The sequence below is a fragment of the Vibrio anguillarum genome (genome assembly GCF_003390515.1).
Lineage (GTDB): Bacteria > Pseudomonadota > Gammaproteobacteria > Enterobacterales > Vibrionaceae > Vibrio > Vibrio anguillarum.
In genome coordinates this window covers 2,035,049-2,056,310 of record NZ_CP031479.1, presented here as the reverse complement: position 1 = coordinate 2,056,310, position 21,262 = coordinate 2,035,049, and the positions used below count along the sequence as shown (strand labels likewise).

Sequence of the window (21,262 nt, the reverse complement as noted above, 5' to 3'; positions counted from 1 at the left end):
AACTATGACTAAGTCTGAATTGATAGAAAGACTCTGTGCTGAGAAAACGCACCTATCTGCTAAAGAAATTGAAGACGCTGTGAAAGATATTCTTGAACATATGGCATCAACTTTAGAAAGCGGAGAGCGAATCGAAATTCGCGGATTTGGTAGTTTCTCTTTGCACTATCGTGAGCCTAGAGTAGGTCGTAATCCTAAAACCGGTGATAAAGTGGTGTTGGATGGCAAATTCGTCCCTCATTTCAAGCCAGGTAAAGAGTTACGTGAGCGAGTTAATGAGAATATCTAAAGCGATTTAGAGAGTATTCTAAAAAACGGCATACAGTTTAAGTATGCCGTTTTTTTAAGAAAGGAATCCATAATAGACATGGTTTGTAAGGCCATTTTCCTGCATAATCAGACCAGATCAATACTGGATAGGTAGTGGCATATGAAAATTATAAAAATCGTTCTAATTCTTGCACTTTTTTTGATTGCTTTAGCATTAGGGGCTCAAAATCAAGCAGTTGTGACGTTTAACTATTTGATCGCTCAAGGCGAATTTCACCTGTCTACTTTACTTGGCACTGTCTTTGTCTCTGGTTTTTTACTTGCTTGTTTGCTTGGCAGTAGCTTCTACTTCAAGTCTCAGTTGCAAGTTAGAAAGTTGAATAAGCAACTGAAAAAGCAAACAGCAGAGAACAACGCTGTAACAAGTAAAGCGTAGTGAAATAAAGGCTGACTTGATGTTAGAAATTCTCTTCTTGCTATTACCGATTGCCGCCGCCTACGGCTGGTATATGGGAAATCGCAGTGCTCAGCAAGACAAGCAGAAACACTCTCACCAAATTTCTCGTCAGTATGTGACGGGTCTTAACTTACTGCTTTCTGATCAATCAGATAAGGCCGTTGACCATTTTATTGAGCTACTCCAAGTAGACAATGAAACGATTGATACCCACTTAGCGCTGGGCAACTTATTCCGTTCAAGAGGAGAGGTTGATCGTGCTATCCGCATCCATCAAAATCTCATATCTCGTTCAAGTCTTACTATTGACCAAAAAAATCTCGCCTTACAACAATTGGCAAAAGATTATATGGTGGCAGGCTTTCTCGACCGCGCTGAAAAAATATTTGAACAACTGATTGAAGAGCCCGAACACAAAGAAGCGGCGTTACAACAATTGGTTTCTATTTACCAACAGACTCGAGAGTGGCATAAAGCTATCGATTACGCTTATGCGTTGGTCAAATTAGGCAGAAAAAGGATGCACAGTGTTATAGCCCATTTTTGGTGTGAACTTGCAATGCAAGAGAAGGCTGAAGGACGCGATAGCAAAGCGATTCAATATCTTAAAAAAGCGCTGTCTGAAGATCCGAAATGTGTACGCGCAACGATCTCTTTAGGTAAGCTGTATCTTGAAAATGATGACTACCGTCATACAATCCAGTATATGCAGATGGTCTTGGAGCAGGACATTGATTTTATCGGCGAGGTATTGCCGACGCTTGCTGAGTGCTATCACCATATTGGGAAAGAGGGTGAACTTGTTGAGTTTTTACGCGAGTGCATTATCAATGAAGCTGGAGTGTCAGCTGAACTGATGCTCGCACAGTTGGTGGCACAACATGATGGTGCTGGAGCTGCGCAGGAACTTTTGACACGGCAATTGGTTAAAAATCCGACTATGAAGGGCTTCTATCGTTTAATTGACTACCATCTCATCGAAGCGGAGGAAGGTCGAGCGAAAGAGAGCTTGTCGACCTTGCAAAAATTGGTAGGTGAGCAACTAAAAGTAAAACCTCACTACCGATGCAGAAAGTGTGGTTTCTCAACCCATTCTCTCTACTGGCACTGCCCATCATGTAAGAATTGGGGTTCAATTAAACCTATCCGTGGTTTGGATGGTGAATAGAGTTCATGTACTGGAGTTACTGATCGACTCGAAAACTGCAGCTTATGAAAGCTGCATTTTTTTAGCTTAATTATTTTAGGAGTGAAAATGAAAGACCAGAGAGTAATTGTCGCGTTGGATTATGAGCAACAAGCGGAAGCGTTAGCTTTTGTTGATAAAATTGACCCCAACAGCTGTCGATTAAAAGTGGGCAAGGAGATGTTTACCCTGTTTGGTCCTGATTTTGTGCGTGAGCTACACAAAAGAGGTTTTTCGGTATTCTTAGACCTAAAGTTTCATGATATTCCCAACACGTGCTCTAAAGCCGTACGTGCGGCGGCTGAGCTTGGGGTATGGATGGTGAATGTTCATGCCAGTGGTGGGGAGAGAATGATGTCGGCGTCTCGCCAGATTCTTGAACCTTATGGTAACGATAGACCACTACTTATTGCTGTCACAGTACTAACCAGTATGGAACAATCTGATCTTCGTGGTATTGGCATCGATGTTGCACCTAAAGAGCATGTAATGCGTCTGGCTAGCCTAACTCAAAATGCAGGGTTAGATGGAGTGGTATGCTCAGCTCAAGAAGCGCACATGCTTAAGAGCCATCTTGGTCAAGAGTTTAAATTAGTTACGCCAGGGATTCGTCCTATTGGTTCTGAAACAGGAGACCAAAGACGTATTATGACTCCGAGTGAGGCTATAAAAGCTGGTTCAGATTATCTAGTCATCGGTCGCCCAATTACTCAGGCAACAAGACCGGATGAAGTCCTAAAAGCGATAAATGATACGTTAATTTAACTTAATGTTTTCTTTACGTTGTTGTATGAAAAAGGTCGCTTATGCGACCTTAAAAATACTTCCTAAGCAAAAATAATGGGCTACCATTTTTTCTTTTCACCAAACAGTGCTTCCATATCACTATTTCTCTCGTTATCTTCAATTTGTTGAAGATCCGTTGCACTTTTTGTTTGGCGTCGTTTTTCTAGGTCATCATACATTGACTGAAGTTTTTCACGAGCTTGATTGGAATAAGCATCATTTTTTGAGCTCAGAACATCGATCCCTTTACGCAATAGCTGAATCGCAGTTCCGGGTTGCCCACGAACGATCGAATCATTTGCCCGCTTAACAACATTTTCAATGTTGATTCGAATTTGTATTGTTTCTAGACGCGCATTTTCAGCGACGTAAGATTGTGTTTCAAAACGTCCTTTATTGTGCTCACTACGAATCGTGTCTCTTAAACGTTTCACTAGTTTAAGCATAATCAAAGCTTGTTTATCGCTGGTGGGTACTTTAAACGTTGTACTGTCACCACCTGGGTGGTTTTCTTGTAAATGCTTAATTTGCCCTTTCATATGCTCAATGCGTTGTGCCAACTGCTTATTTTTCGGGTCAAGCTCATACATACTAAGTAGGGCATCAAGGATACGGGTATTTAAACACACTAAGAGTTCTTTACTAAACGGCATGTGGTGTGCGTTGCCGATAAGGTCTTCTGTCGCATCAATAATGGCGATATATCGAGTCGACTCCTGCTTTTTAGCTGACTCGACCTTTACTTTGTATTGAAGCATGATGTTATAGCCAAGGACTAACACCAGCAAAACTGCTACAAGAGCAATGATTAAACCTATATTCATATAATCCGTATCTTTATTAGAATTCAGTGGCTAGCAATTAAGAATACACGATCCTTAGTTATCACTACACCTTCAAATTGACTATTTTTATTATTCCTGTTTTGACCCCTAAAAACTGCCTTTTATTGCTTAGATTGGGCGATAGTTGGCAAAAATTTAGTCAGCTACGCAAAATACTTACTTTTTTCTTCGCTCTTGAATCATCAAGCTTTGAATTGAGAGTGTTAAGCGTTATAACTAATAATTATAAACTATGATTGAAAGATCTGGATCTTTGATAATGGATTACGGGGCCAATAATGAAGTTACAGCAGTTAAAATATATTGTTGAAGTGGTTAATCACAACCTGAATGTCTCAGCAACTGCGGAAAGCCTTTATACCTCTCAGCCAGGCATTAGTAAACAGGTTCGTTTACTCGAAGATGAATTGGGTATTCAAATTTTTGAGCGTAGCGGTAAGCACCTGACACAAGTCACGGGTGCAGGTGAAGATATTATTCGTATCTCACAAGAGATCCTTTCACGTGTGGAAAGCATTAAGGCCGTGGCTGGGGAGCATACGCACCCTGAGATGGGTACGCTGAATATTTCAACGACTCATACACAAGCTCGCTACGCGTTACCTGATGTAATCAAAGGATTCACTGCGCGTTATCCGAAAGTGTCGTTACACATGCACCAAGGTACTCCAAGTCAGATGTCGGAAGCGGTTGCAAAAGGCACCGCTAATTTTGCGATAGCAACAGAAGCGCTTCATCTGTACCAAGATGCCATCATGCTACCTTGTTATCATTGGAACCGTTCTATTGTTGTGCCTAAAGATCATGCTCTTGCAAAAAAAGAACGGGTAACGATTGAGGATTTAGCCGCGTATCCATTGGTCACTTACGTGTTTGGTTTTACTGGTCGTTCAGAGTTAGACACTGCATTTAATCGCGTAGGGTTAACGCCGCGAGTTGTCTTCACCGCCACCGATGCGGATGTGATAAAAACTTATGTCCGAATGGGAATTGGGGTGGGTGTTATCGCAAGTATGGCGATAGATAAATCACGCGACACCGATCTTATCGCGATTGATGCCAGCCATCTTTTTGGTGCTAGCACGACTAGCATTGGGTTTCGCCGAGGCACATTCCTGCGCTCTTATATGTTTGACTTTATGGAACGTTTCGCGCCTCATCTTACTCGCCCTGTCGTCGAACGGGCTACCTCGTTAAAATCGAATATCGAAATAGAAGAGATGTTTAAAGACATTGAATTGCCAGTTCGTTAAGCAAATTTTGATCATTTAAAACGAAACACTTCCTAATTAAACCATCACCTCCTAGAATTGGCCTTTCTAGGGGGGATGTATGCGCGCGCTTTTCAAACATATCGATGCTTTTTTAATTGAAAATCAACGTTTTTGGCGATTTGAGCCCTTTCATCATAGTGGCTTAGACAGTTCACCTTGGAAACATTCAGACCATAGGCTGGATCAGTGGTTGCAAACGCTATCTTTGGACAGTATCGATAGCTTAAAGTCATCGCCGCAAGTGCTCATTGAGCAACTTCATCCGTATATCGAGGGGTTAAAAGAAGCGGATATCATGATTAGGCTTCAAGATGCCCCTCGTAATACTCAGCAAGCACTCAGCCCTTACTTAGAGCAGGGGATCCCTGGCAGAAAGCTAGAACAAATTCGTTTAATGAGCGAATCACTCCTCTCTAGGCATTCAGGAACGGAATGGCTAGAGTGGTGCGCGGGTAAAGGCTTTTTAGGTCGAATTATCGCAGCGCAGTCAAAACAAAAAGTCACTAGTTTTGAATATCAGTCGCAGCTCTGTCATGCAGGACAAGCTTGTGCCGATGAACATGATCTTCCGATGCAATTTATTCAAGGGGACGCTTTTGAGCCGCAAGCGTTTGGCGTTTTCAATACCAATCAACATGCCGTCGCTTTACATGCCTGTGGTGATCTCCATGTCCGCCTACTTGAATATTCCGTTGCTCATCGCTTGCCTGCGATTACGTTTTCACCATGTTGCTACCATTTAATCAAAGCCGATAGCTACCAACCCATGTCCAGCTACGGTCGTACTTCTTCTCTTGCCCTGTCCAAAGAAGAGCTGCGTATTCCGCTGCAAGAAACCGTTACGGGGGGAGAGCGGGTTCGCCGTCATCGTTTGCAAGAAATGACGTTTCGTTTGGGTTTTGATTTGTTGCTAAGATCTGAGCTTGGGCATCATCAATATTGCCCAATTCCGAGCCTCAAAAAATCACAACTAGCCGAAGGATTTTTAGCTTTTTGTTATTGGGCGGCGGCACAAAAAGGCATCGTATTACCAGAAGTGGATTGGCCTGCTTATGAACGTAAAGGCAAGCAGCGTTTTTGGCAGATGGAAAGGATAGGCTTAGTACAACAGGCATTTCGCCGCATGATTGAGCTTTGGTTGGTATTGGATAAGGCACTTTATCTTCAAGAGCAAGGCTATGAGGTGCAGATTGAGCAGTTTTGCGCTAGGAAAGTAACGCCACGCAATATATTGGTTCACGCTTATAAAAAATGAAAGCCAAGCGCATGACGCACTTGGCTAAGAATTGAGAGCTTTACCGCAAATTGTTATCGTTAGTTAAACAGAGCGATAGCTTCAGATGGGTCAAGATATTCAAGGTTGAAACTCTCGGCGACCTCTTTACAGGTGACTTTACCGTGTATCACGTTTAAACCTTCTAGGAATCCTTTATCCTCTAATAATGCACGTTGATAACCTTTATTGGCCAGTTTAACAATGTAAGGCAACGTAGCGTTATTCAAGGCGAAAGTTGATGTGCGAGCCACAGCGCCTGGCATATTTGCGACGCAGTAATGAACGACGTCATCAACGATATAGGTCGGGTCATCATGAGTGGTAGCATGTGAGGTTTCAAAGCAGCCGCCTTGGTCAATTGCCACATCAACGACCGCAGAGCCAGGTTTCATTCTAGAAATCAGATCTTTAGTTACGAGTTTAGGAGCTGCTGCTCCGGGGATCAGTACTGCGCCTATTACTAAATCGGCTTCGAGGACGTATTTTTCAATCGCATCCTTTGTCGAATATACGACTTTAGCGTGGCCTTGGAATTCTTCATCGAGTTTACGCAGCATATCAACACTTCGGTCGAGAATCGTCACATCAGCACGCATTCCGACGGCAATTCTGGCTGCGTTGGCACCGACTACACCGCCACCAATCACCACCACTTTTGCTGGTGCGACTCCGGGTACACCACCCAGTAACAAACCACAGCCCGCGTGTGATTTTTCTAAACACTGCGCACCTGATTGAATAGACATTCGACCAGCGACTTCAGACATTGGTGCTAATAGTGGCAAGCGACCCATATTATCTGTTACAGTCTCGTAGGCTATACAGACAGCTTTGCTCTTGATTAGCTCCTCAGTTTGTGGAAAATCTGGAGCTAGATGTAAATAGGTAAATAAAATTTGGCCTTCGCGGAGCATTGCTCGTTCAGCAGCCTGAGGTTCTTTGACCTTAACAATCATTTCTGCTTTCGCAAAAATGTTAGAAGCAGTAGGAAGAATGGATGCGCCTACAGCGATGTAATCATCGTCTGAAAAGCCGATGCCGGAACCGGCATTTGTTTCAACATAAACTTGGTGACCGTGTGAGACAAGTTCGCGCACGCTTGCGGGAATCATGCCCACACGATATTCGTGGTTTTTGATTTCTTTAGGAACTCCAATGATCATCCTGACTCCTTAGGTTTTTTTGGTTGTTATAACTATATGTAGGGTTGTTGTTTCGAATTTGTGACTAGTATAGATGTGAATGTGTAAAATTTGATACTGAATATTAAAAAGTTGTAGTATATATTTTTGCAAGGAAGTAATAAGGTGGAATAAAAAATGGCAGACAACTATAAAAGGCCGTCCAAGGATTTAGACCGTATCGATCGCAATATTTTGAATGAATTGCAGAAAGATGGTCGTATTTCGAATGTAGAATTATCAAAACGAGTGGGTTTATCTCCAACCCCCTGTTTAGAGCGTGTACGTCGTTTAGAGCGTCAAGGTTTCATTACCGGTTATACCGCGTTGTTGAATCCACAATATCTTGATGCTTCGCTGTTGGTATTTGTGGAAATTACATTGAATCGCGGTGCACCTGATGTGTTTGAACAGTTTAATACTGCGGTTCAAAAACTGGATGACATTCAAGAATGCCATCTTGTTTCGGGTGATTTTGACTATCTTCTCAAAACTCGAGTCTCTGACATGGGGGCGTATCGTAAATTGTTGGGTGATACGCTATTGCGTTTGCCCGGAGTCAATGACACTCGCACTTATGTTGTGATGGAAGAAGTGAAGCAAAGTAACCAGTTGGTTATCAAAACTCGATAACGCCAGATTGTCTGAATAGTGGTACTTCTTTCCACATTCTGACGTTCGCCAATTGGGTTTTTAACCTTGATGTGGTTAAATCACACAACAAACCGAGCGGCTTTTGCCGCTCGGACTGTTTTCACCCAAACCAACGCATCAAGCCGCAATAAACCTTGAGTGTTGGCGTTAATCAGAATCTAGGTTTATGTTCAAAGAGAACCAAAATAAAGTTGAGACCATTATTAAGACCAGCGAAGAGCCTCAGTCTTCACGCCTCAATGGATCGCAACGTCTGAAAGAGTGCGGGCTTATTGTCGCTGTGCTTGCCTCTGTGCTTCTTTCCATCGCTTTATTAACATTTAGTCCCGCCGATCCTTCATGGTCGCAAACCGCGTGGGGAGGCGATATTGAAAATGCAGGCGGTATTATTGGCGCATGGATTGCCGATACCTTGTTCTTTATTTTTGGATCGCTGGCCTACCCAATACCGCTCATGATTACTGTGCTAGCATGGGTTTTTCTGCGTAAAAGAGAAGAGAATGAACCCCTTGATTTTGTGCTGTGGGGAACGCGTTTACTCGGCTTAACCATCTTGATTTTGACCAGTTGTGGCCTTGCGGATATCAACTTTGACGATATTTGGTATTTTTCATCTGGTGGTGTGATTGGGGATGTCTTAACCAGTTTGGCGCTGCCAACGCTTAATTTACTAGGCTCAACCTTAGTATTGCTCTTTTTATGGGGCGCTGGTTTTACGCTGCTAACGGGTATCTCCTGGCTAAGCATCGTGGAATGGTTAGGCACGATGAGTATTTCTCTTGGCGTTGCGTTGATCAATCGATTACGTGGTGAGAAAGATGAAGATATTGCGCCCGTTTTGTCGCCAATGGAATTGTCGCCGCTTGAATCATCATCCGCAGACTTAGCCGTTGTTGAGTCTAGTTCGCCAAATGAAGAATATGTCAAATCAGCCCTCGATGCGTTTGGGGCCGAGCAATACACGCCTGCGGTAGAGGTTGAAGAAGAGCTGGAACAGACTCACTCGCCAAGACGTTTTAATATTCACATGCCAGCGGCCAAAACTCAGGCTAACACTTCCCCTGAATTCAGTGACACTCACTCAGATGAAGCGCCATTTGATCGCAGCAAGCAACTTAGTGCAACGATTGAAGAGTTAGAATCTGTTGCGTTGGAAGAGGATGACCTTGCTCTTTCATCGGCAGACTGGGTAGATGAAAGAGCTAATGAGCATAATGAGCATCAAGCATTAGCCAGTGCCGACCTCGATGCCAGTCAAGAAGCTCAGCAATATGCATGGGCAGAGGACGAAGAGGTAAGCGATCCGTCGCTTACGATGACAGAAGTTGATCTTGAAGTGTCGCGTGTTGAACCGGTTATTTCCAATTTGGATGTGCTGGATGAAGATGAATCAGATCAAGCGTTGGCTGCTGATCTTGATGTGATGTCAGAAGATGACGAGCCACCGTTAGGCCAGCAAGATAGCGATGTGACGGCTTTTCAGAACATGGTGTCTTCGGCTCAGGCCAATATGGCGGCCAAGCAAAACCCATTTTTAATGCAAAAAGAAACTAACCTGCCTAAACCGACGGAGCCACTACCGACGTTAGAGCTTCTGTATCACCCAGAAAAGCGTGAACACTTTATTGACCGAGAGGCATTAGAGGAGGTTGCTCGTTTGGTTGAATCTAAACTAGCGGATTACAAAATCCAAGCGCAAGTGGTTGATATCTTTCCGGGGCCGGTTATCACTCGTTTTGAATTAGATTTAGCTCCAGGCGTAAAAGTGAGCCGTATTTCTAGCCTATCGATGGATTTGGCGCGTTCTTTATCGGCAATGGCGGTGAGGGTGGTTGAAGTGATCCCCGGTAAACCTTATGTTGGTCTTGAACTGCCAAACATGAGTCGTCAAACCGTCTATTTGTCAGATGTTATAAAAAGCCGTCAATTCCAAGAAGCGAAATCACCCACGACCATCGTTTTAGGGCAAGACATTGCAGGCGAAGCATTGGTCGCGGATTTAGCCAAAATGCCGCACGTGTTGGTGGCTGGTACAACAGGCTCAGGTAAGTCGGTTGGGGTCAACGTGATGATCCTCAGCATGCTTTATAAAGCGAGCCCAGAAGACGTTCGCTTTATTATGATTGACCCGAAAATGTTAGAGTTATCGATCTACGAGGGTATTCCTCACCTGTTAGCTGAAGTCGTGACTGACATGAAAGACGCATCAAATGCTTTACGTTGGTGTGTGGGTGAAATGGAACGTCGTTATAAATTAATGTCTGTGCTTGGTGTGCGTAACATCAAAGGCTTCAATGATAAGCTAAAAATGGCTGCTGCTGCTGGCCACCCCATCCACGATCCTTTGTGGAGAGAAGGGGACAGTATGGAGAGTGAACCGCCACTGCTGGAAAAACTGCCTTACATTGTCGTGGTTGTTGATGAATTTGCTGATCTGATGATGGTGGTGGGTAAAAAAGTAGAAGAGTTGATCGCACGTTTGGCACAAAAGGCTCGTGCTGCGGGTATTCACCTTATTTTGGCCACTCAGCGCCCATCGGTTGATGTGATCACCGGTTTAATCAAAGCGAATATTCCGACCCGCGTTGCGTTTACCGTTTCGACTAAAACCGACTCAAGAACTATTTTGGACCAAAGTGGTGCAGAATCACTGCTCGGTATGGGCGATATGCTCTATCTACCACCGGGTTCTAGCCACACGATCCGGGTTCACGGTGCGTTTGCCTCGGATGAAGATGTGCATGCGGTGGTAAACAACTGGAAAGCACGTGGTAAGCCGAACTACATAGAAGAGATCACTTATGGTGACCAAGGGCCAGAAGCCTTGCTACCCGGTGAGAAGATGGAAAGTGATGAAGAAGTGGATCCGCTATTTGATCAAGTGGTTGAACATGTAGTGGAAACGCGTCGAGGTTCAGTTTCAGGTGTACAACGCCGATTTAAAATCGGTTACAACCGCGCTGCAAGAATTGTAGAGCAGCTGGAAGCACAAGGTATTGTGAGTGCTCCCGGCCATAATGGTAATCGCGAAGTACTATCGCCAGCGCCGCCGCGAGATTAATCACGGTCATTGTAGGCAACACAAACAAACAGCGCCACCCATGATGCCATGAGCGGCGCTGTTTCAATTTAGCTAGCATAAACTCTCGCCAGCCTTGCTAACGGCTATTTTTCTTGCATCAGCCCCATCAGTGCTTGTTGCGTGTCAGATATTTGTTGCTGCGCGGATGGTGTGCTGCCAATTCCCAATTGTTGTTTAGCTTCATCTTCAGAGAGACCTAAGTGGCAACACAGTAAATCAATCGCCATTTGATAGTTGCTCGTTTCAGCCATGATGCTGTCCTTTGTCCGTCGAAAATGTCTGTTTCCCATGCAATGTAGTCACTTTAGCTGGCACTCTCAATACGACCAAAGTCTTATGCGTTCAATTGCCTATCAAGTGCTGTAAGGGTAGGTTAACCATCTTGCTGTTCAATAACAGATTTTAGAAAACTCGGCGTCAGACATTAAATGTTTCAATTTATCGCTTAACCTTGTTTTTCAAATCTTAGACTATATGTATATGAAAAATTGTGTAGGTTCATGCTAGCGTCGCTTGCAGCCTACACTCATAATAAGCTTTTCATTCGGAGATAAGTAATGAAGCGAGTCATGTTATTTCTAGCAACCAACCTTGCGGTGGTTCTGGTTCTTAGCCTTGTATTAAATATTGTTTATGCTGTGACGGGGATGCAGCCGGGCAGTTTATCTGGCTTGCTCGTCATGGCCGCGTTGTTTGGTTTTGGCGGCTCATTTATTTCATTATTGATGTCAAAGAGCATGGCTCTGCGCTCGGTAGGTGGAATGGTGATTGAAAGTCCACGTAACGAAACTGAGCATTGGCTAGTGCAAACGGTGCGTCGTCAAGCTCAGCAAGCGGGTATTGGTATGCCAACGGTAGCAATTTATGATTCACCGGACATCAACGCTTTTGCAACAGGCGCTAAACGTGATGATTCTCTCGTCGCTGTTTCAACGGGGCTATTGCACAGCATGACGCGTGATGAGGCCGAAGCGGTATTGGCGCATGAAGTGAGCCACATTGCCAATGGCGATATGGTTACGATGACTTTAATGCAAGGAGTGGTTAATACCTTCGTTATTTTCTTATCGCGCTTTATCGCAAACATCGTGTCGTCTCGAGATTCAGAAGAGGGTGGCGGTAGCAATATGATGGTTTATTTTGGCATCTCTATGGTGCTGGAATTGGTATTTGGCTTCCTCGCGAGCTTTATTACGATGTGGTATAGCCGTCATCGCGAATTCCACGCCGACGCAGGTGCAGCAAAGCTTGTGGGTAAACACAAGATGATTGCGGCGTTAGAGCGTTTAAAAATGGGGCAAGAATCTCAATTAGAAGGTTCCATGATGGCTTTTGGTATCAACGGTAAACGTTCAATGACGGAATTATTGATGAGTCACCCGCCGCTTGATAAACGCATCGCCGCTTTGCGCAATAGTTAATCTAAGCTAACTAAAAAGAGAAGGCCAGCGAATTACGCTGGCCTTTTTGATCGTCGTAACTATTGGAATTTTAGTCTTTATTTTCTTTTTTGATCTTAATTCCTTGCAACCACGTATGCATTGAAAAGATACAAAGTTATACAAGAAATATTTTGTATAACTAAGTGACTTGTACTATTTTGTACATGTGAAGTTTTTGTATAACTTATGGAAACGTACAATGGATGTCGAATCGGTTGCTCAAGTTTATCGTCAACTCAACAAAGAGAACTTGCCTTTATTACGTCAGGTTTATCACGACAATGTCCTTTTTGAGGATGCCGCTCATCGAATAGAAGGTTGGCGTGCGCTATCGGATTATTTTGCTCGTTTGTATCAGAACGTAGAGCGTTGTGATTTTACCATCCATGATCACCAGCAAGTCGGTGACTGCGGCTTTCTCACATGGACTATGTCTTTGCAGCATCCTCGGCTAGCTCGTGGAAAACTTATACAAGTGCAAGGGATGAGCCATCTCAAGTTTCAAGACAACCAAGTCATTTATCACCGTGATTACTTCGACTTGGGAGAAATGCTCTATGAACACATTCCGCTGCTGGGAAGTGTTATTCGTTCGATCAAACAGAGGTTAGGACAATGAAGAGTGTACTTATCACGGGAGCCACTTCTGGTATTGGTTATCAGCTAGCTGTTGATTATGCAAAAACGGGTTGGCAAGTTATTGCTTGTGGGCGTAACCAAGCCAAGCTTAATCAAATGCATCAAGAGTATCCGCAGATCCAAGGCATTGCGTTTGATATTACCGATTTTGAGCAAACGAAATCGGCTTTATCGCAACTGCCTTTTACTCCTTCACTGTGGATCCTCAACGCTGGCGATTGCGAATACATCGATCATGGTCAAATGGATTCACTCCGGTTTAAGCGTGTGTTTGACGTAAACGTTTTGGGTTTAGCTCATTGCATTGAGGCGATACAGCATCACTTTGTTGCTAACCACCGTGTGGCGATCGTTGGTTCCATCGCCAGTGAAATCGCGCTGCCAAGAGCAGAAGCCTATGGCGCTTCTAAAGCGGCGGTTAGTTACCTAGCACGCTCGCTCATGCAAGATTGGCGAGCGCAAGGTGTTGCTGTGACGATGATCTATCCTGGGTTTGTTGCCACGCCTTTGACTGATAAAAATAGTTTTTCGATGCCAATGATGGTCTGTGCCGAGTATGCATCGCAGGCGATTCGCCGTGGGTTGGAAAAAGGCAAAACCACCCTCTATTTTCCGGCCCGTTTTACGAGCCTATTACGTTTGATTGGCAGCTTACCTTACGCATGGCAAGGCAAATTAGTTGCGGCATTACTTAAATAACGAGCTGTTTTGTAATTAAAGGAATTGAGTATGAAAATCGCCATTATTGGTAGCGGTATTTCCGGTTTGACATGCGGTTATTATTTGCATAAACATCATGATGTTACCGTGTTTGAAGCCAATCATTACATTGGTGGGCATACCGCCACCGTCGATATTGAGCTCGATGGTCAAAATCACGCGGTTGATACTGGTTTTATCGTGTACAACGACCGGACCTACCCAAACTTCATCGCAATGATGAATGAAATTGGCGTAAAAGGCATTCCGACTCAAATGAGCTTCAGTGTGCGTAATGATGAGAATGGGCTGGAATATAACGGTCATACCGCAACTACGTTGTTTGCACAAAAGCGGAACTGGTTAAACCCTGTCTTTTATCGCTTTATTTTTGAAATCATTCGCTTCAATCGGTTAGCGAAACAGCAAGCAGAACAAGCGCATCAATCAATGCAAACCTTAGGTGATTTCTTATTTGAGCACCAATTTTCTGACTATTTTTGTGAAAATTATATTTTACCGATGGGAGCGGCAATTTGGTCATCTTCCTTGGCTGATATGCGGGTTTTTCCGTTAAGTTTCTTTTTGCGTTTCTTCCTCAACCATGGCCTGCTAGAGATCACTAACCGACCACAATGGTATGTGGTTGAAGGCGGATCGCGCGCGTACATCGAACCCTTGACGCAAGGTTTTAAAGATAAGATTCATCTTGATAGCCCAGTTACACAAGTCAAACGCGGCTCGGCAGGTGTCGAGCTCATTGTTAATGGGCAATCACACCACTTTGATCATGTAATTTTTGCATGTCACAGCGATCAGGCATTAGGTATGTTAGAGCAACCGACAGAGGCTGAACAAGAGGTGCTCGGCGTAATGCACTATCAAGCCAATGAAGTCACTTTACATACCGACACATCACTGCTACCTAAGCGAAAAGCCGCTTGGGCAGCTTGGAACTATTGGCTTGATGGCAGTCCAGATCAAGAGTCGCGTTTACCAGCGCTGACCTACAATATGAATATCTTGCAGCATATTAAAGGCGCTCATACTTTTTGTGTATCGCTCAACAGCGGTGACCGCATTTCTGATGAGAAAGTTTTACGACAGTTTACTTATCACCACCCGGTATTCACCACGCAATCTATCGCGGCTCAGCAACGCAAGCCTGAAGTTAACGGTGTGAATAACACTTGGTACTGTGGCGCTTATTGGCGCAATGGTTTTCATGAAGATGGCGTGACCAGTGCGCTGGATGTGGTGACACAACTTGAAGCGCAAGCGCAGCAGTTAAAAGGCGCGGCGTGATGGAGACTGAGCCCAACAGTTGTTTGATGGTTGGCATGGTACGTCATCGACGATTTACTCCGATTGAACATGCGCTCAATTATCCATTGTTTATGCCGTGTATTGATCTCGATGAACTGGAGCAACTGAGTGATTCAGTTTGGGGGTTTGGCGAAAAATGGTGGCACTGGGCGCGTTTTCAGCGCGCCGATTATCTTGGTGAAGGGGATTTAAAACAGTGCATACAAGATAAAGTTCATGAGCTGACGGGCGACCGCTGCTCTGGAAAGGTGATAGCAGTATGTCACCTTCGTTATTTAGGAATCTATTTCAGCCCGGTTAATTTCTACTATCTTTATGATCAACAAGGTGAATGGCAATACTTGTTGGCCGAAGTGAGTAATACACCTTGGAATCAACGGCACTACTACGCGGTGAAAGCACAAGCGGGAGAAGAGCAGCAACAGTGGCGTCATCAAAAGGCGTTTCATGTTTCTCCCTTCAATCCTATTGATCAGCAATATCATTGGAAGTTGAAGCCGCTTGGTTCGTCATTGAGTGTACATTTGGAATGCCATAAAGAAGGTAAAGTTTTCGATGCGACTTTATCGATGAAGGCACAACCATTTAATTCAAAAAATTTACTCAAGTTATTGATCAAAACACCCGTGATGGCCGTAAAAGTGACAATAGGTATTTACTGGCATGCTTTAAAGCTGTGGCTTAAAGGAGCACCTTTCTACTCCAATCCACATTCATAAATACGCAAGATCTACACAGAGACAGTGTCTAAATAACAATAACAAGGAGAACGCTCAATGCTTAATTCACAAACTCTCGCGTTGCCCAAGCAACTGACAGGGTTGCAAAAGAGTGCAAGAAGCTTCATTTTTCGCTGTCTACAGCGTTTAGACGTCGGCACTTTAACCATCATTGAAACCTTTTCCAATGAAGGCGCGTCCAGTCAGGAGACTTTTGGTGTACTTAAAGAGCATCAACCCCATGCAACGATTGAAATACATCATCCTCATTTTTATGCTCGTTTATTAAAAGGGGGTAGTATTGCAGCGGGTGAAGCTTACATGGATGGTTGGTGGGATAGCCCGAATTTGACCAGCCTAATGGAACTGATGGCTCGTAATGTCAGTGCATTAGATGGCATTGAAGCTCGCAGTAGTGTGTTGACCAAACTTTTTTATAAAGTCAGCCACTGGCTCAATCGAAATTCAATCGATAAAGCCAAAGAGAATATTCATGCCCACTACGATCTAGGCAATGATCTCTACCACACCTTTTTAGACAGCAATATGCTCTATTCCAGCGCGTTGTTTCTACATCCAGATGAAACGTTAGAGCAGGCGCAAATCAATAAAATGGAACGTTTGTGCCAGCAGTTACAACTCAAAGCAAGCGACCACGTGATTGAGATTGGCACCGGTTGGGGTGCGATGGCGATTTACATGGCCAAAACTTACGGCTGTCAGGTCACGACGACGACCATTTCTGAAGAGCAGCATTACTACACCGCACAGCAAATAGAGCGGCAGGGGCTGGAGAGTCAAGTCACCTTGCTTAAGCAAGATTACCGCCTGCTACAAGGTCAGTACGATAAATTAGTCTCGATAGAGATGATCGAAGCGGTCGGTAAAGAGTACCTCGCCTCTTATATTGAAAAGTGCCAGTCACTACTAAAACCCAATGGTTTGATGGCGATTCAAGCCATCACCATTGCTGACCAACGTTATGATTATTACAGCAATAATGTCGATTTCATTCAGAAATACATTTTCCCCGGCGGTTTTTTACCCTCAATCACCGCATTGACAACGGCGGCGACACAGCACAGTGATTTAGTGGTTCGCAACCTGTTTGATCTTGGTCCTGACTATGCACATACGCTTGCTCATTGGCGTCACCGTTTTGAGCTTGCAAAACATCAGGTTTCACAACTTGGGTATGATGAGCGATTCACGCGTATGTGGCGTTACTATTTCTGCTACTGCGAGGGTGGATTTTTAGCAAAATCCATCAGCACTGTACATATGACTTTGCAAAGACCGATGTAATGAAAACGCTGTTTGCTGTCTCTCTTTGGTTTCAAGCGATCTGGTTTGTTGCTGTGTTGGGGACAGAACGTTTGCAGTGGTTGGCATTGGCCATGATGTTAGCCGCATTGATGTTTTCCTTGCGGCAGTTCTCTTATCCTTTGGAAAGGGTGATTGCGTTAACCATAGTGGGTATTGTTATCGATGCCCTTAATCAGTATTTCGGATTATTACGCTTTGCTACCAATGACTTTCCCATTTGGTTAATGGTGTTGTGGGGCGCTTTTTCTTGGTATGCCTCCCATTTAGTGGTGCTGATGAAACGTTATCCATCCAAACTCATTTGTTTGGTGGTCGGCGTGTTAGGTAGTTTAAGTTATTGGGCGGCAGAACGTTTAGGCGCTGTACATTTTGATTGGCCATTGGGTTTGACTATGGCCATCTTGTGGCTGCAGTGGGTGATGATCGGTGCATTGATACTTAGGGTATTTAGCGATGATGTTAGCAAAGAGAAATAGGCTAAGAAAATTCAACCTGTTACTGATAGTGATTGCCTTTCACAGCTTGGTGAATAACGCTTTTGCGGCGGTGGCAGACGATAAACTGGCCGAGTGGCAAACTTGGCCAGTGATTGGCCAAGCGAATTTAAGCTGGTTATGGCTAGATATTTATTCCTCGCAGCTTCGTACCCCATCAGGGCAGTACGAGCAAGGAAGCGATTTATCGCCCCATCCCTTGGCGCTTGAAATTGAATATCAGCGCGACATCAGTAGTAAACAGCTGGTGGAATCGACTGCAGAGCAGTGGCAAAAACTCAAACTAACCGAGCAACAAATTGCACCGTGGCTGGTGCACCTATCGTCCATTTTCCCCAGCGTTACTGAGGGCGATCGCTTGATTTACACCTCCGATGGGCAGCAGGGCGCTTTTATTTTTCATCCTAAGAACGGTGTTCAAGCGCAGGTTGGTACCGTAGTCGACGAAGCGTTAAATGACGCTTTTCTCGCTATATGGTTGTCGCCACAGACGCAATACCCACACTTACGCAAACAATTGATAGGAATGCAACCATGAAAGCGATAGCCAGACGCAGTTATCTGTTACTTCTACTTTGGTTAGTGGGGTGCAGCGCTGATCTCACTCAATACCAATCTACGCAACCTAAGTTTGATCTATTTGAATACTTCTCTGGTCGAACGTTCGCATGGGGGATGGTGCAAGATTATACGGGGATGCAAACGCGTCGTTTCGAGGTTGCCATCGACGGAACAGTTGAGGGGAATAAACTCACTTTGGTTGAAGACTTCAATTTTGATGATGGTGAAAAAAGTCAAAGAGTATGGGTGATTGAACGTTTTGCTGATGGAAAATATATCGGTAAAGCGGATGATGTATTAGGCCAAGCCCAAGGGGAAGAAGTGGGTAACGCTTTGCGTTGGCAATATGATTTTTCCTTACCTTATGATGATTCTACGCTAACCGTTACCTTTGACGACTGGCTTTACCGGCAAGATGAAAAGCGGGTGTTTAACCTGACTAAAATTAAAAAATTTGGTATCGAGGTCGGTAAACTAACGCTGTTCTTTGAAAAACAATAAAGCTCCTTTCGGAGCCTTATTGTGCTGATCATATGGCTTTGGAATTATCTCTGTTCTGCACGTGGCGCTCTTGGCTTAGAGGCTTGAGCAAACGGTTTGCCTTTACTTGTCGGGCGAGAGTGTGCAGGTTTAGATGTGCCGCCTTGGTTTTTCTTACCGTTGTCTGCCGCGCTGCTAGCGCGTGGTTTGTTTGGCGATTTGCTTGGTGAAGTAGCGCTCTCTTTACGCGGATTAAGAGCATCAAAGCCCGGCTGAGTTTTGGTGTGTTTGGTCGCAAAACGGTTCGCTCCGTGACGGCCAGATTTACGACGCTGCGCAGGCGTGAGTGCATCCACATCATTCGCAGGCACTAAGCAGTTAGGTTTATCACCAATCAAATGCTTTTTACCCATGTTGATCAAGGCTTCACGGATAATCGGCCAGTTTAATGGGTCATGGTAGCGTAACAGCGCTTTGTGCAGCCTGCGTTGACGCTCTCCCTTCGCGACAGTCACTTCTTCACGTTTTTTGTATTTCACACGTTTGAGCGGGTTAGTTTCTGAGTAATACATCGCGGTTGCATTACACATTGGCGATGGATAGAAGTTCTGCACCTGATCACACTCAAAATTGTTTGATTTTAGCCACAGTGCCAAATTGAGCATATCTTCATCTTCTGTACCGGGATGCGCGGAAATAAAGTACGGGATGAGGTACTGTTTCTTACCTGCTTCAGCGCTGTACTTCTCAAACATCTCTTTGAAGCGATTATAGGTGCCCATACCCGGTTTCATCATCAGATCGAGCGGATTCTTCTCGGTATGTTCTGGGGCGATCTTGAGATAGCCTCCTACGTGATGCGTGACTAATTCACGCACATATTCAGGAGATTCAATCGCCAAGTCATAACGCACACCAGAGGCGATCATCACTTTTTTAATGCCTTTGACTTTGCGCGCTTCACGATAGAGATCAATCGTATGTTTGTGGTCGGTATTGAGCTTATGGCAAATTCCGGGGAAAACACACGATGGGCGGCGGCAGTTCATCTCAGCTTTAGGATCACTACAACCTAAACGGTACATGTTCGCCGTTGGCCCACCCAAATCCGAAATGGTTCCAGTAAAGCCGGGAACTTTATCGCGGATCTCTTCCATCTCATTCAAAATCGACTCTTTTGAACGGTTTTGGATAATGCGCCCTTCATGTTCGGTAATCGAGCAGAATGAACAACCACCAAAGCAGCCGCGCATGATATTAACCGAGGTTTTGATCATGTCATAAGCAGGAATTTTACTTTTGCCATACATAGGGTGAGGCACGCGTGCGTAGCTCAGGCCAAACACGTAATCCATCTCTTCTGTGGTGAGTGGGATCGGGGCTTGGTTGACCCACAACTCACGGTCGCCATGACGCTGAATCAGCGCCCGGCCGGAATAGGGGTTGGTTTCTAAATGCAGTACACGGCTTGCATGCGCGTATAAAATCCGGTCATTATTGAGCTTTTCAAAAGCAGGCAAACGAACCGCTGTTGTCGCGGCATCATGGCGAGAAGGACGAATGGTGATTGGCTTTGCTTCGGCTTCTTTTTCTTGATTGGTTTCACACTGCGTTTCCACCGCGTAAGGGTTCACAGGAACAAACGCTTTACCCGGTTTCTCAATGCGTGATGAGTCAATGATGGTGTAATGTTCAGGCTCAGCGGCCAGGTTCACGGCTGTGCCGCGAATATTGGTCATATCAGCGATATTATCGCCATTGGCTAAGCGGTGCGCTACTTCAACCAATGCGCGCTCTGCGTTACCAAACAGCAGTATGTCGGCTTTGGCATCAAACAGCACAGAACGGCGCACTTTGTCTGACCAATAATCATAATGGGCAACGCGGCGCAAACTTGCTTCAATACCACCGAGTACCAGTGGCACATCTTTATAAGCCTCACGACAACGCTGCGAATAGACAAGCGTGGCGCGATCTGGACGTTTGCCACCTTCATTATTGGGTGTGTACGCATCATCATGACGTAATTTTTTGTCAGAGGTGTAGCGGTTGATCATCGAATCCATGTTGCCGGCCGTGATGCCAAAAAACAGATTAGGTTTTCCCAGCGCCATGAAAGCGTCTTTATTTTGCCATTGCGGCTGGGCAATGATCCCAACGCGAAAGCCTTGCGCTTCGAGTAAACGGCCAATGATCGCCATACCAAAACTGGGGTGATCCACATAAGCGTCACCCGTGACGATCACGATGTCACAGCTGTCCCATCCTAGGGCATCCATCTCCTTTTTACTGGTTGGCAGGAAAGGTGCGATTCCAAAGCACTCTGCCCAGTATTTTTTATATTGATGAATAGGAGTGACGTTGCTGTGCATATTTTGACCTCTGATTAATGAGCCGCGCATTATAACGACTTGCACTGGTAGTATCTAGCGGAACATTGGCTTTGCGTTCTATTTATAAAGAAAATTATTAATAAAGTGAGTGATAAGTGTGTCGGAGAGATACTAAGTGATATGTGATAAGAAGGATGCAGCAATAGTAAAAAGGTCAACCAGTAATAAAACG

21 protein-coding genes are annotated in these 21,262 nt (G+C 44.6%); 17 read left to right on the top strand and 4 right to left on the bottom strand.

Features of this window, described 5'->3' with window-relative positions; genetic code table 11:
• Positions 1–4 precede the first annotated feature (4 nt).
• The 4 genes from ihfB to pyrF all read left to right on the top strand — a co-directional run bounded on the left by ihfB (position 5) and on the right by pyrF (position 2,678).
• Positions 5–289 carry an integration host factor subunit beta gene (gene ihfB / locus DD616_RS12875; protein ID WP_010317449.1) on the top strand — a complete coding sequence of 95 codons (285 nt, stop codon included), beginning with the start codon at positions 5–7 and terminating at the stop codon, positions 287–289.
• Between the two features lie 141 nt (positions 290–430).
• Positions 431–706, top strand: a complete 276-nt coding sequence (locus tag DD616_RS12870; protein WP_013857177.1) for a LapA family protein — start codon at positions 431–433, stop codon at positions 704–706.
• A 19-nt stretch (positions 707–725) separates the two neighbouring features.
• Positions 726–1,895: a lipopolysaccharide assembly protein LapB gene (lapB, locus tag DD616_RS12865; protein ID WP_026028046.1), complete on the top strand. Its 1,170-nt coding sequence runs from the start codon at positions 726–728 to the stop codon at positions 1,893–1,895.
• 87 nt (positions 1,896–1,982) lie between these two features.
• On the top strand, positions 1,983–2,678 hold the full coding sequence (gene pyrF, locus DD616_RS12860) for an orotidine-5'-phosphate decarboxylase (protein WP_038170096.1): 696 nt from the start codon (positions 1,983–1,985) through the stop codon (positions 2,676–2,678).
• An 80-nt stretch (positions 2,679–2,758) separates the two neighbouring features.
• On the opposite strand, the gene DD616_RS12855 is transcribed toward pyrF, so the two are convergent.
• Positions 2,759–3,523 (bottom strand): hypothetical protein, encoded by a 765-nt coding sequence (locus DD616_RS12855; protein WP_013857174.1) that lies wholly within the window; start codon positions 3,521–3,523, stop codon positions 2,759–2,761.
• Positions 3,524–3,822: 299 nt separating this feature from the next.
• Here DD616_RS12855 and cysB point away from each other — a divergent pair, with 299 nt between their 5' ends.
• Together cysB and DD616_RS12845 are read left to right on the top strand one after the other, a co-directional pair.
• Positions 3,823–4,797 (top strand): HTH-type transcriptional regulator CysB, encoded by a 975-nt coding sequence (gene cysB / locus DD616_RS12850; RefSeq protein ID WP_010317444.1) that lies wholly within the window; start codon positions 3,823–3,825, stop codon positions 4,795–4,797.
• A gap of 79 nt (positions 4,798–4,876) precedes the next feature.
• Positions 4,877–6,073, top strand: a complete 1,197-nt coding sequence (locus DD616_RS12845) for a methyltransferase (protein ID WP_208871764.1) — start codon at positions 4,877–4,879, stop codon at positions 6,071–6,073.
• Positions 6,074–6,132: 59 nt separating this feature from the next.
• On the opposite strand, the gene ald is transcribed toward DD616_RS12845, so the two are convergent.
• A complete protein-coding gene (ald, locus tag DD616_RS12840; protein ID WP_017041996.1) occupies positions 6,133–7,257 on the bottom strand; it encodes an alanine dehydrogenase in 1,125 nt (374 codons plus the stop codon).
• A gap of 156 nt (positions 7,258–7,413) precedes the next feature.
• On the opposite strand from ald, the gene lrp reads away from it, so the two are divergent.
• Together lrp and DD616_RS12830 are read left to right on the top strand one after the other, a co-directional pair.
• On the top strand, positions 7,414–7,908 hold the full coding sequence (lrp, locus tag DD616_RS12835) for a leucine-responsive transcriptional regulator Lrp (protein ID WP_010317439.1): 495 nt from the start codon (positions 7,414–7,416) through the stop codon (positions 7,906–7,908).
• A gap of 187 nt (positions 7,909–8,095) precedes the next feature.
• Entirely contained in the window at positions 8,096–10,990 is a 2,895-nt protein-coding gene (locus tag DD616_RS12830; RefSeq protein ID WP_017044601.1) for a DNA translocase FtsK, read from the top strand.
• A gap of 104 nt (positions 10,991–11,094) precedes the next feature.
• On the opposite strand, the gene DD616_RS12825 is transcribed toward DD616_RS12830, so the two are convergent.
• On the bottom strand, positions 11,095–11,262 hold the full coding sequence (locus DD616_RS12825) for a hypothetical protein (protein WP_017041998.1): 168 nt from the start codon (positions 11,260–11,262) through the stop codon (positions 11,095–11,097).
• 306 nt (positions 11,263–11,568) lie between these two features.
• Between DD616_RS12825 and htpX the strand changes: the two genes are divergently transcribed.
• The 9 genes from htpX to DD616_RS12780 all read left to right on the top strand — a co-directional run bounded on the left by htpX (position 11,569) and on the right by DD616_RS12780 (position 18,718).
• On the top strand, positions 11,569–12,432 hold the full coding sequence (gene htpX, locus DD616_RS12820; RefSeq protein WP_013857168.1) for a protease HtpX: 864 nt from the start codon (positions 11,569–11,571) through the stop codon (positions 12,430–12,432).
• 220 nt (positions 12,433–12,652) lie between these two features.
• The gene (locus DD616_RS12815) at positions 12,653–13,072 is read left to right on the top strand and encodes a nuclear transport factor 2 family protein (RefSeq protein ID WP_026028585.1); all 420 of its coding nucleotides are present in this window, start codon (positions 12,653–12,655) and stop codon (positions 13,070–13,072) included.
• A complete protein-coding gene (locus DD616_RS12810; protein WP_208871763.1) occupies positions 13,069–13,791 on the top strand; it encodes an SDR family NAD(P)-dependent oxidoreductase in 723 nt (240 codons plus the stop codon). Before DD616_RS12815 ends, DD616_RS12810 begins: the two co-directional genes overlap by 4 nt.
• Before the next feature lie 30 nt (positions 13,792–13,821).
• Positions 13,822–15,096, top strand: coding sequence for an NAD(P)/FAD-dependent oxidoreductase (locus DD616_RS12805; RefSeq protein WP_208871762.1), 1,275 nt, complete (start codon positions 13,822–13,824; stop codon positions 15,094–15,096).
• Positions 15,096–15,836, top strand: coding sequence for a DUF1365 domain-containing protein (locus DD616_RS12800; RefSeq protein WP_208871761.1), 741 nt, complete (start codon positions 15,096–15,098; stop codon positions 15,834–15,836). Before DD616_RS12805 ends, DD616_RS12800 begins: the two co-directional genes overlap by 1 nt.
• 57 nt (positions 15,837–15,893) lie before the next feature.
• A complete protein-coding gene (locus DD616_RS12795; RefSeq protein WP_208871760.1) occupies positions 15,894–17,141 on the top strand; it encodes an SAM-dependent methyltransferase in 1,248 nt (415 codons plus the stop codon).
• A complete protein-coding gene (locus DD616_RS12790) occupies positions 17,141–17,638 on the top strand; it encodes a DUF2878 domain-containing protein (protein ID WP_208871759.1) in 498 nt (165 codons plus the stop codon). The genes DD616_RS12795 and DD616_RS12790 overlap by 1 nt, the downstream gene beginning before the upstream one ends.
• Positions 17,616–18,194 carry a chalcone isomerase family protein gene (locus DD616_RS12785; RefSeq protein WP_017047766.1) on the top strand — a complete coding sequence of 193 codons (579 nt, stop codon included), beginning with the start codon at positions 17,616–17,618 and terminating at the stop codon, positions 18,192–18,194. The genes DD616_RS12790 and DD616_RS12785 overlap by 23 nt, the downstream gene beginning before the upstream one ends.
• Positions 18,191–18,718 carry a DUF3833 domain-containing protein gene (locus DD616_RS12780; RefSeq protein WP_208871758.1) on the top strand — a complete coding sequence of 176 codons (528 nt, stop codon included), beginning with the start codon at positions 18,191–18,193 and terminating at the stop codon, positions 18,716–18,718. The genes DD616_RS12785 and DD616_RS12780 overlap by 4 nt, the downstream gene beginning before the upstream one ends.
• 44 nt (positions 18,719–18,762) lie before the next feature.
• On the opposite strand, the gene DD616_RS12775 is transcribed toward DD616_RS12780, so the two are convergent.
• Positions 18,763–21,069, bottom strand: a complete 2,307-nt coding sequence (locus tag DD616_RS12775; RefSeq protein ID WP_208871757.1) for a YgiQ family radical SAM protein — start codon at positions 21,067–21,069, stop codon at positions 18,763–18,765.
• Positions 21,070–21,262 lie beyond the last annotated feature (193 nt).

Excerpts from the sequence above, each read along its gene's own strand:
- ihfB (WP_010317449.1), top strand. The coding sequence starts at position 5 with ATGACTAAGTCTGAATTGATAGAAAGACTCTGTGCTGAGAAAACGCAC.
- DD616_RS12870 (WP_013857177.1), top strand. The coding sequence starts at position 431 with ATGAAAATTATAAAAATCGTTCTAATTCTTGCACTTTTTTTGATTGCT.
- lapB (WP_026028046.1), top strand. The coding sequence starts at position 726 with ATGTTAGAAATTCTCTTCTTGCTATTACCGATTGCCGCCGCCTACGGC.
- pyrF (WP_038170096.1), top strand. The coding sequence starts at position 1,983 with ATGAAAGACCAGAGAGTAATTGTCGCGTTGGATTATGAGCAACAAGCG.
- DD616_RS12855 (WP_013857174.1), bottom strand. The coding sequence starts at position 3,523 with ATGAATATAGGTTTAATCATTGCTCTTGTAGCAGTTTTGCTGGTGTTA.
- cysB (WP_010317444.1), top strand. The coding sequence starts at position 3,823 with ATGAAGTTACAGCAGTTAAAATATATTGTTGAAGTGGTTAATCACAAC.
- DD616_RS12845 (WP_208871764.1), top strand. The coding sequence starts at position 4,877 with ATGCGCGCGCTTTTCAAACATATCGATGCTTTTTTAATTGAAAATCAA.
- ald (WP_017041996.1), bottom strand. The coding sequence starts at position 7,257 with ATGATCATTGGAGTTCCTAAAGAAATCAAAAACCACGAATATCGTGTG.
- lrp (WP_010317439.1), top strand. The coding sequence starts at position 7,414 with ATGGCAGACAACTATAAAAGGCCGTCCAAGGATTTAGACCGTATCGAT.
- DD616_RS12830 (WP_017044601.1), top strand. The coding sequence starts at position 8,096 with ATGTTCAAAGAGAACCAAAATAAAGTTGAGACCATTATTAAGACCAGC.
- DD616_RS12825 (WP_017041998.1), bottom strand. The coding sequence starts at position 11,262 with ATGGCTGAAACGAGCAACTATCAAATGGCGATTGATTTACTGTGTTGC.
- htpX (WP_013857168.1), top strand. The coding sequence starts at position 11,569 with ATGAAGCGAGTCATGTTATTTCTAGCAACCAACCTTGCGGTGGTTCTG.
- DD616_RS12815 (WP_026028585.1), top strand. The coding sequence starts at position 12,653 with ATGGATGTCGAATCGGTTGCTCAAGTTTATCGTCAACTCAACAAAGAG.
- DD616_RS12810 (WP_208871763.1), top strand. The coding sequence starts at position 13,069 with ATGAAGAGTGTACTTATCACGGGAGCCACTTCTGGTATTGGTTATCAG.
- DD616_RS12805 (WP_208871762.1), top strand. The coding sequence starts at position 13,822 with ATGAAAATCGCCATTATTGGTAGCGGTATTTCCGGTTTGACATGCGGT.
- DD616_RS12800 (WP_208871761.1), top strand. The coding sequence starts at position 15,096 with ATGGAGACTGAGCCCAACAGTTGTTTGATGGTTGGCATGGTACGTCAT.
- DD616_RS12795 (WP_208871760.1), top strand. The coding sequence starts at position 15,894 with ATGCTTAATTCACAAACTCTCGCGTTGCCCAAGCAACTGACAGGGTTG.
- DD616_RS12790 (WP_208871759.1), top strand. The coding sequence starts at position 17,141 with ATGAAAACGCTGTTTGCTGTCTCTCTTTGGTTTCAAGCGATCTGGTTT.
- DD616_RS12785 (WP_017047766.1), top strand. The coding sequence starts at position 17,616 with ATGATGTTAGCAAAGAGAAATAGGCTAAGAAAATTCAACCTGTTACTG.
- DD616_RS12780 (WP_208871758.1), top strand. The coding sequence starts at position 18,191 with ATGAAAGCGATAGCCAGACGCAGTTATCTGTTACTTCTACTTTGGTTA.
- DD616_RS12775 (WP_208871757.1), bottom strand. The coding sequence starts at position 21,069 with ATGCACAGCAACGTCACTCCTATTCATCAATATAAAAAATACTGGGCA.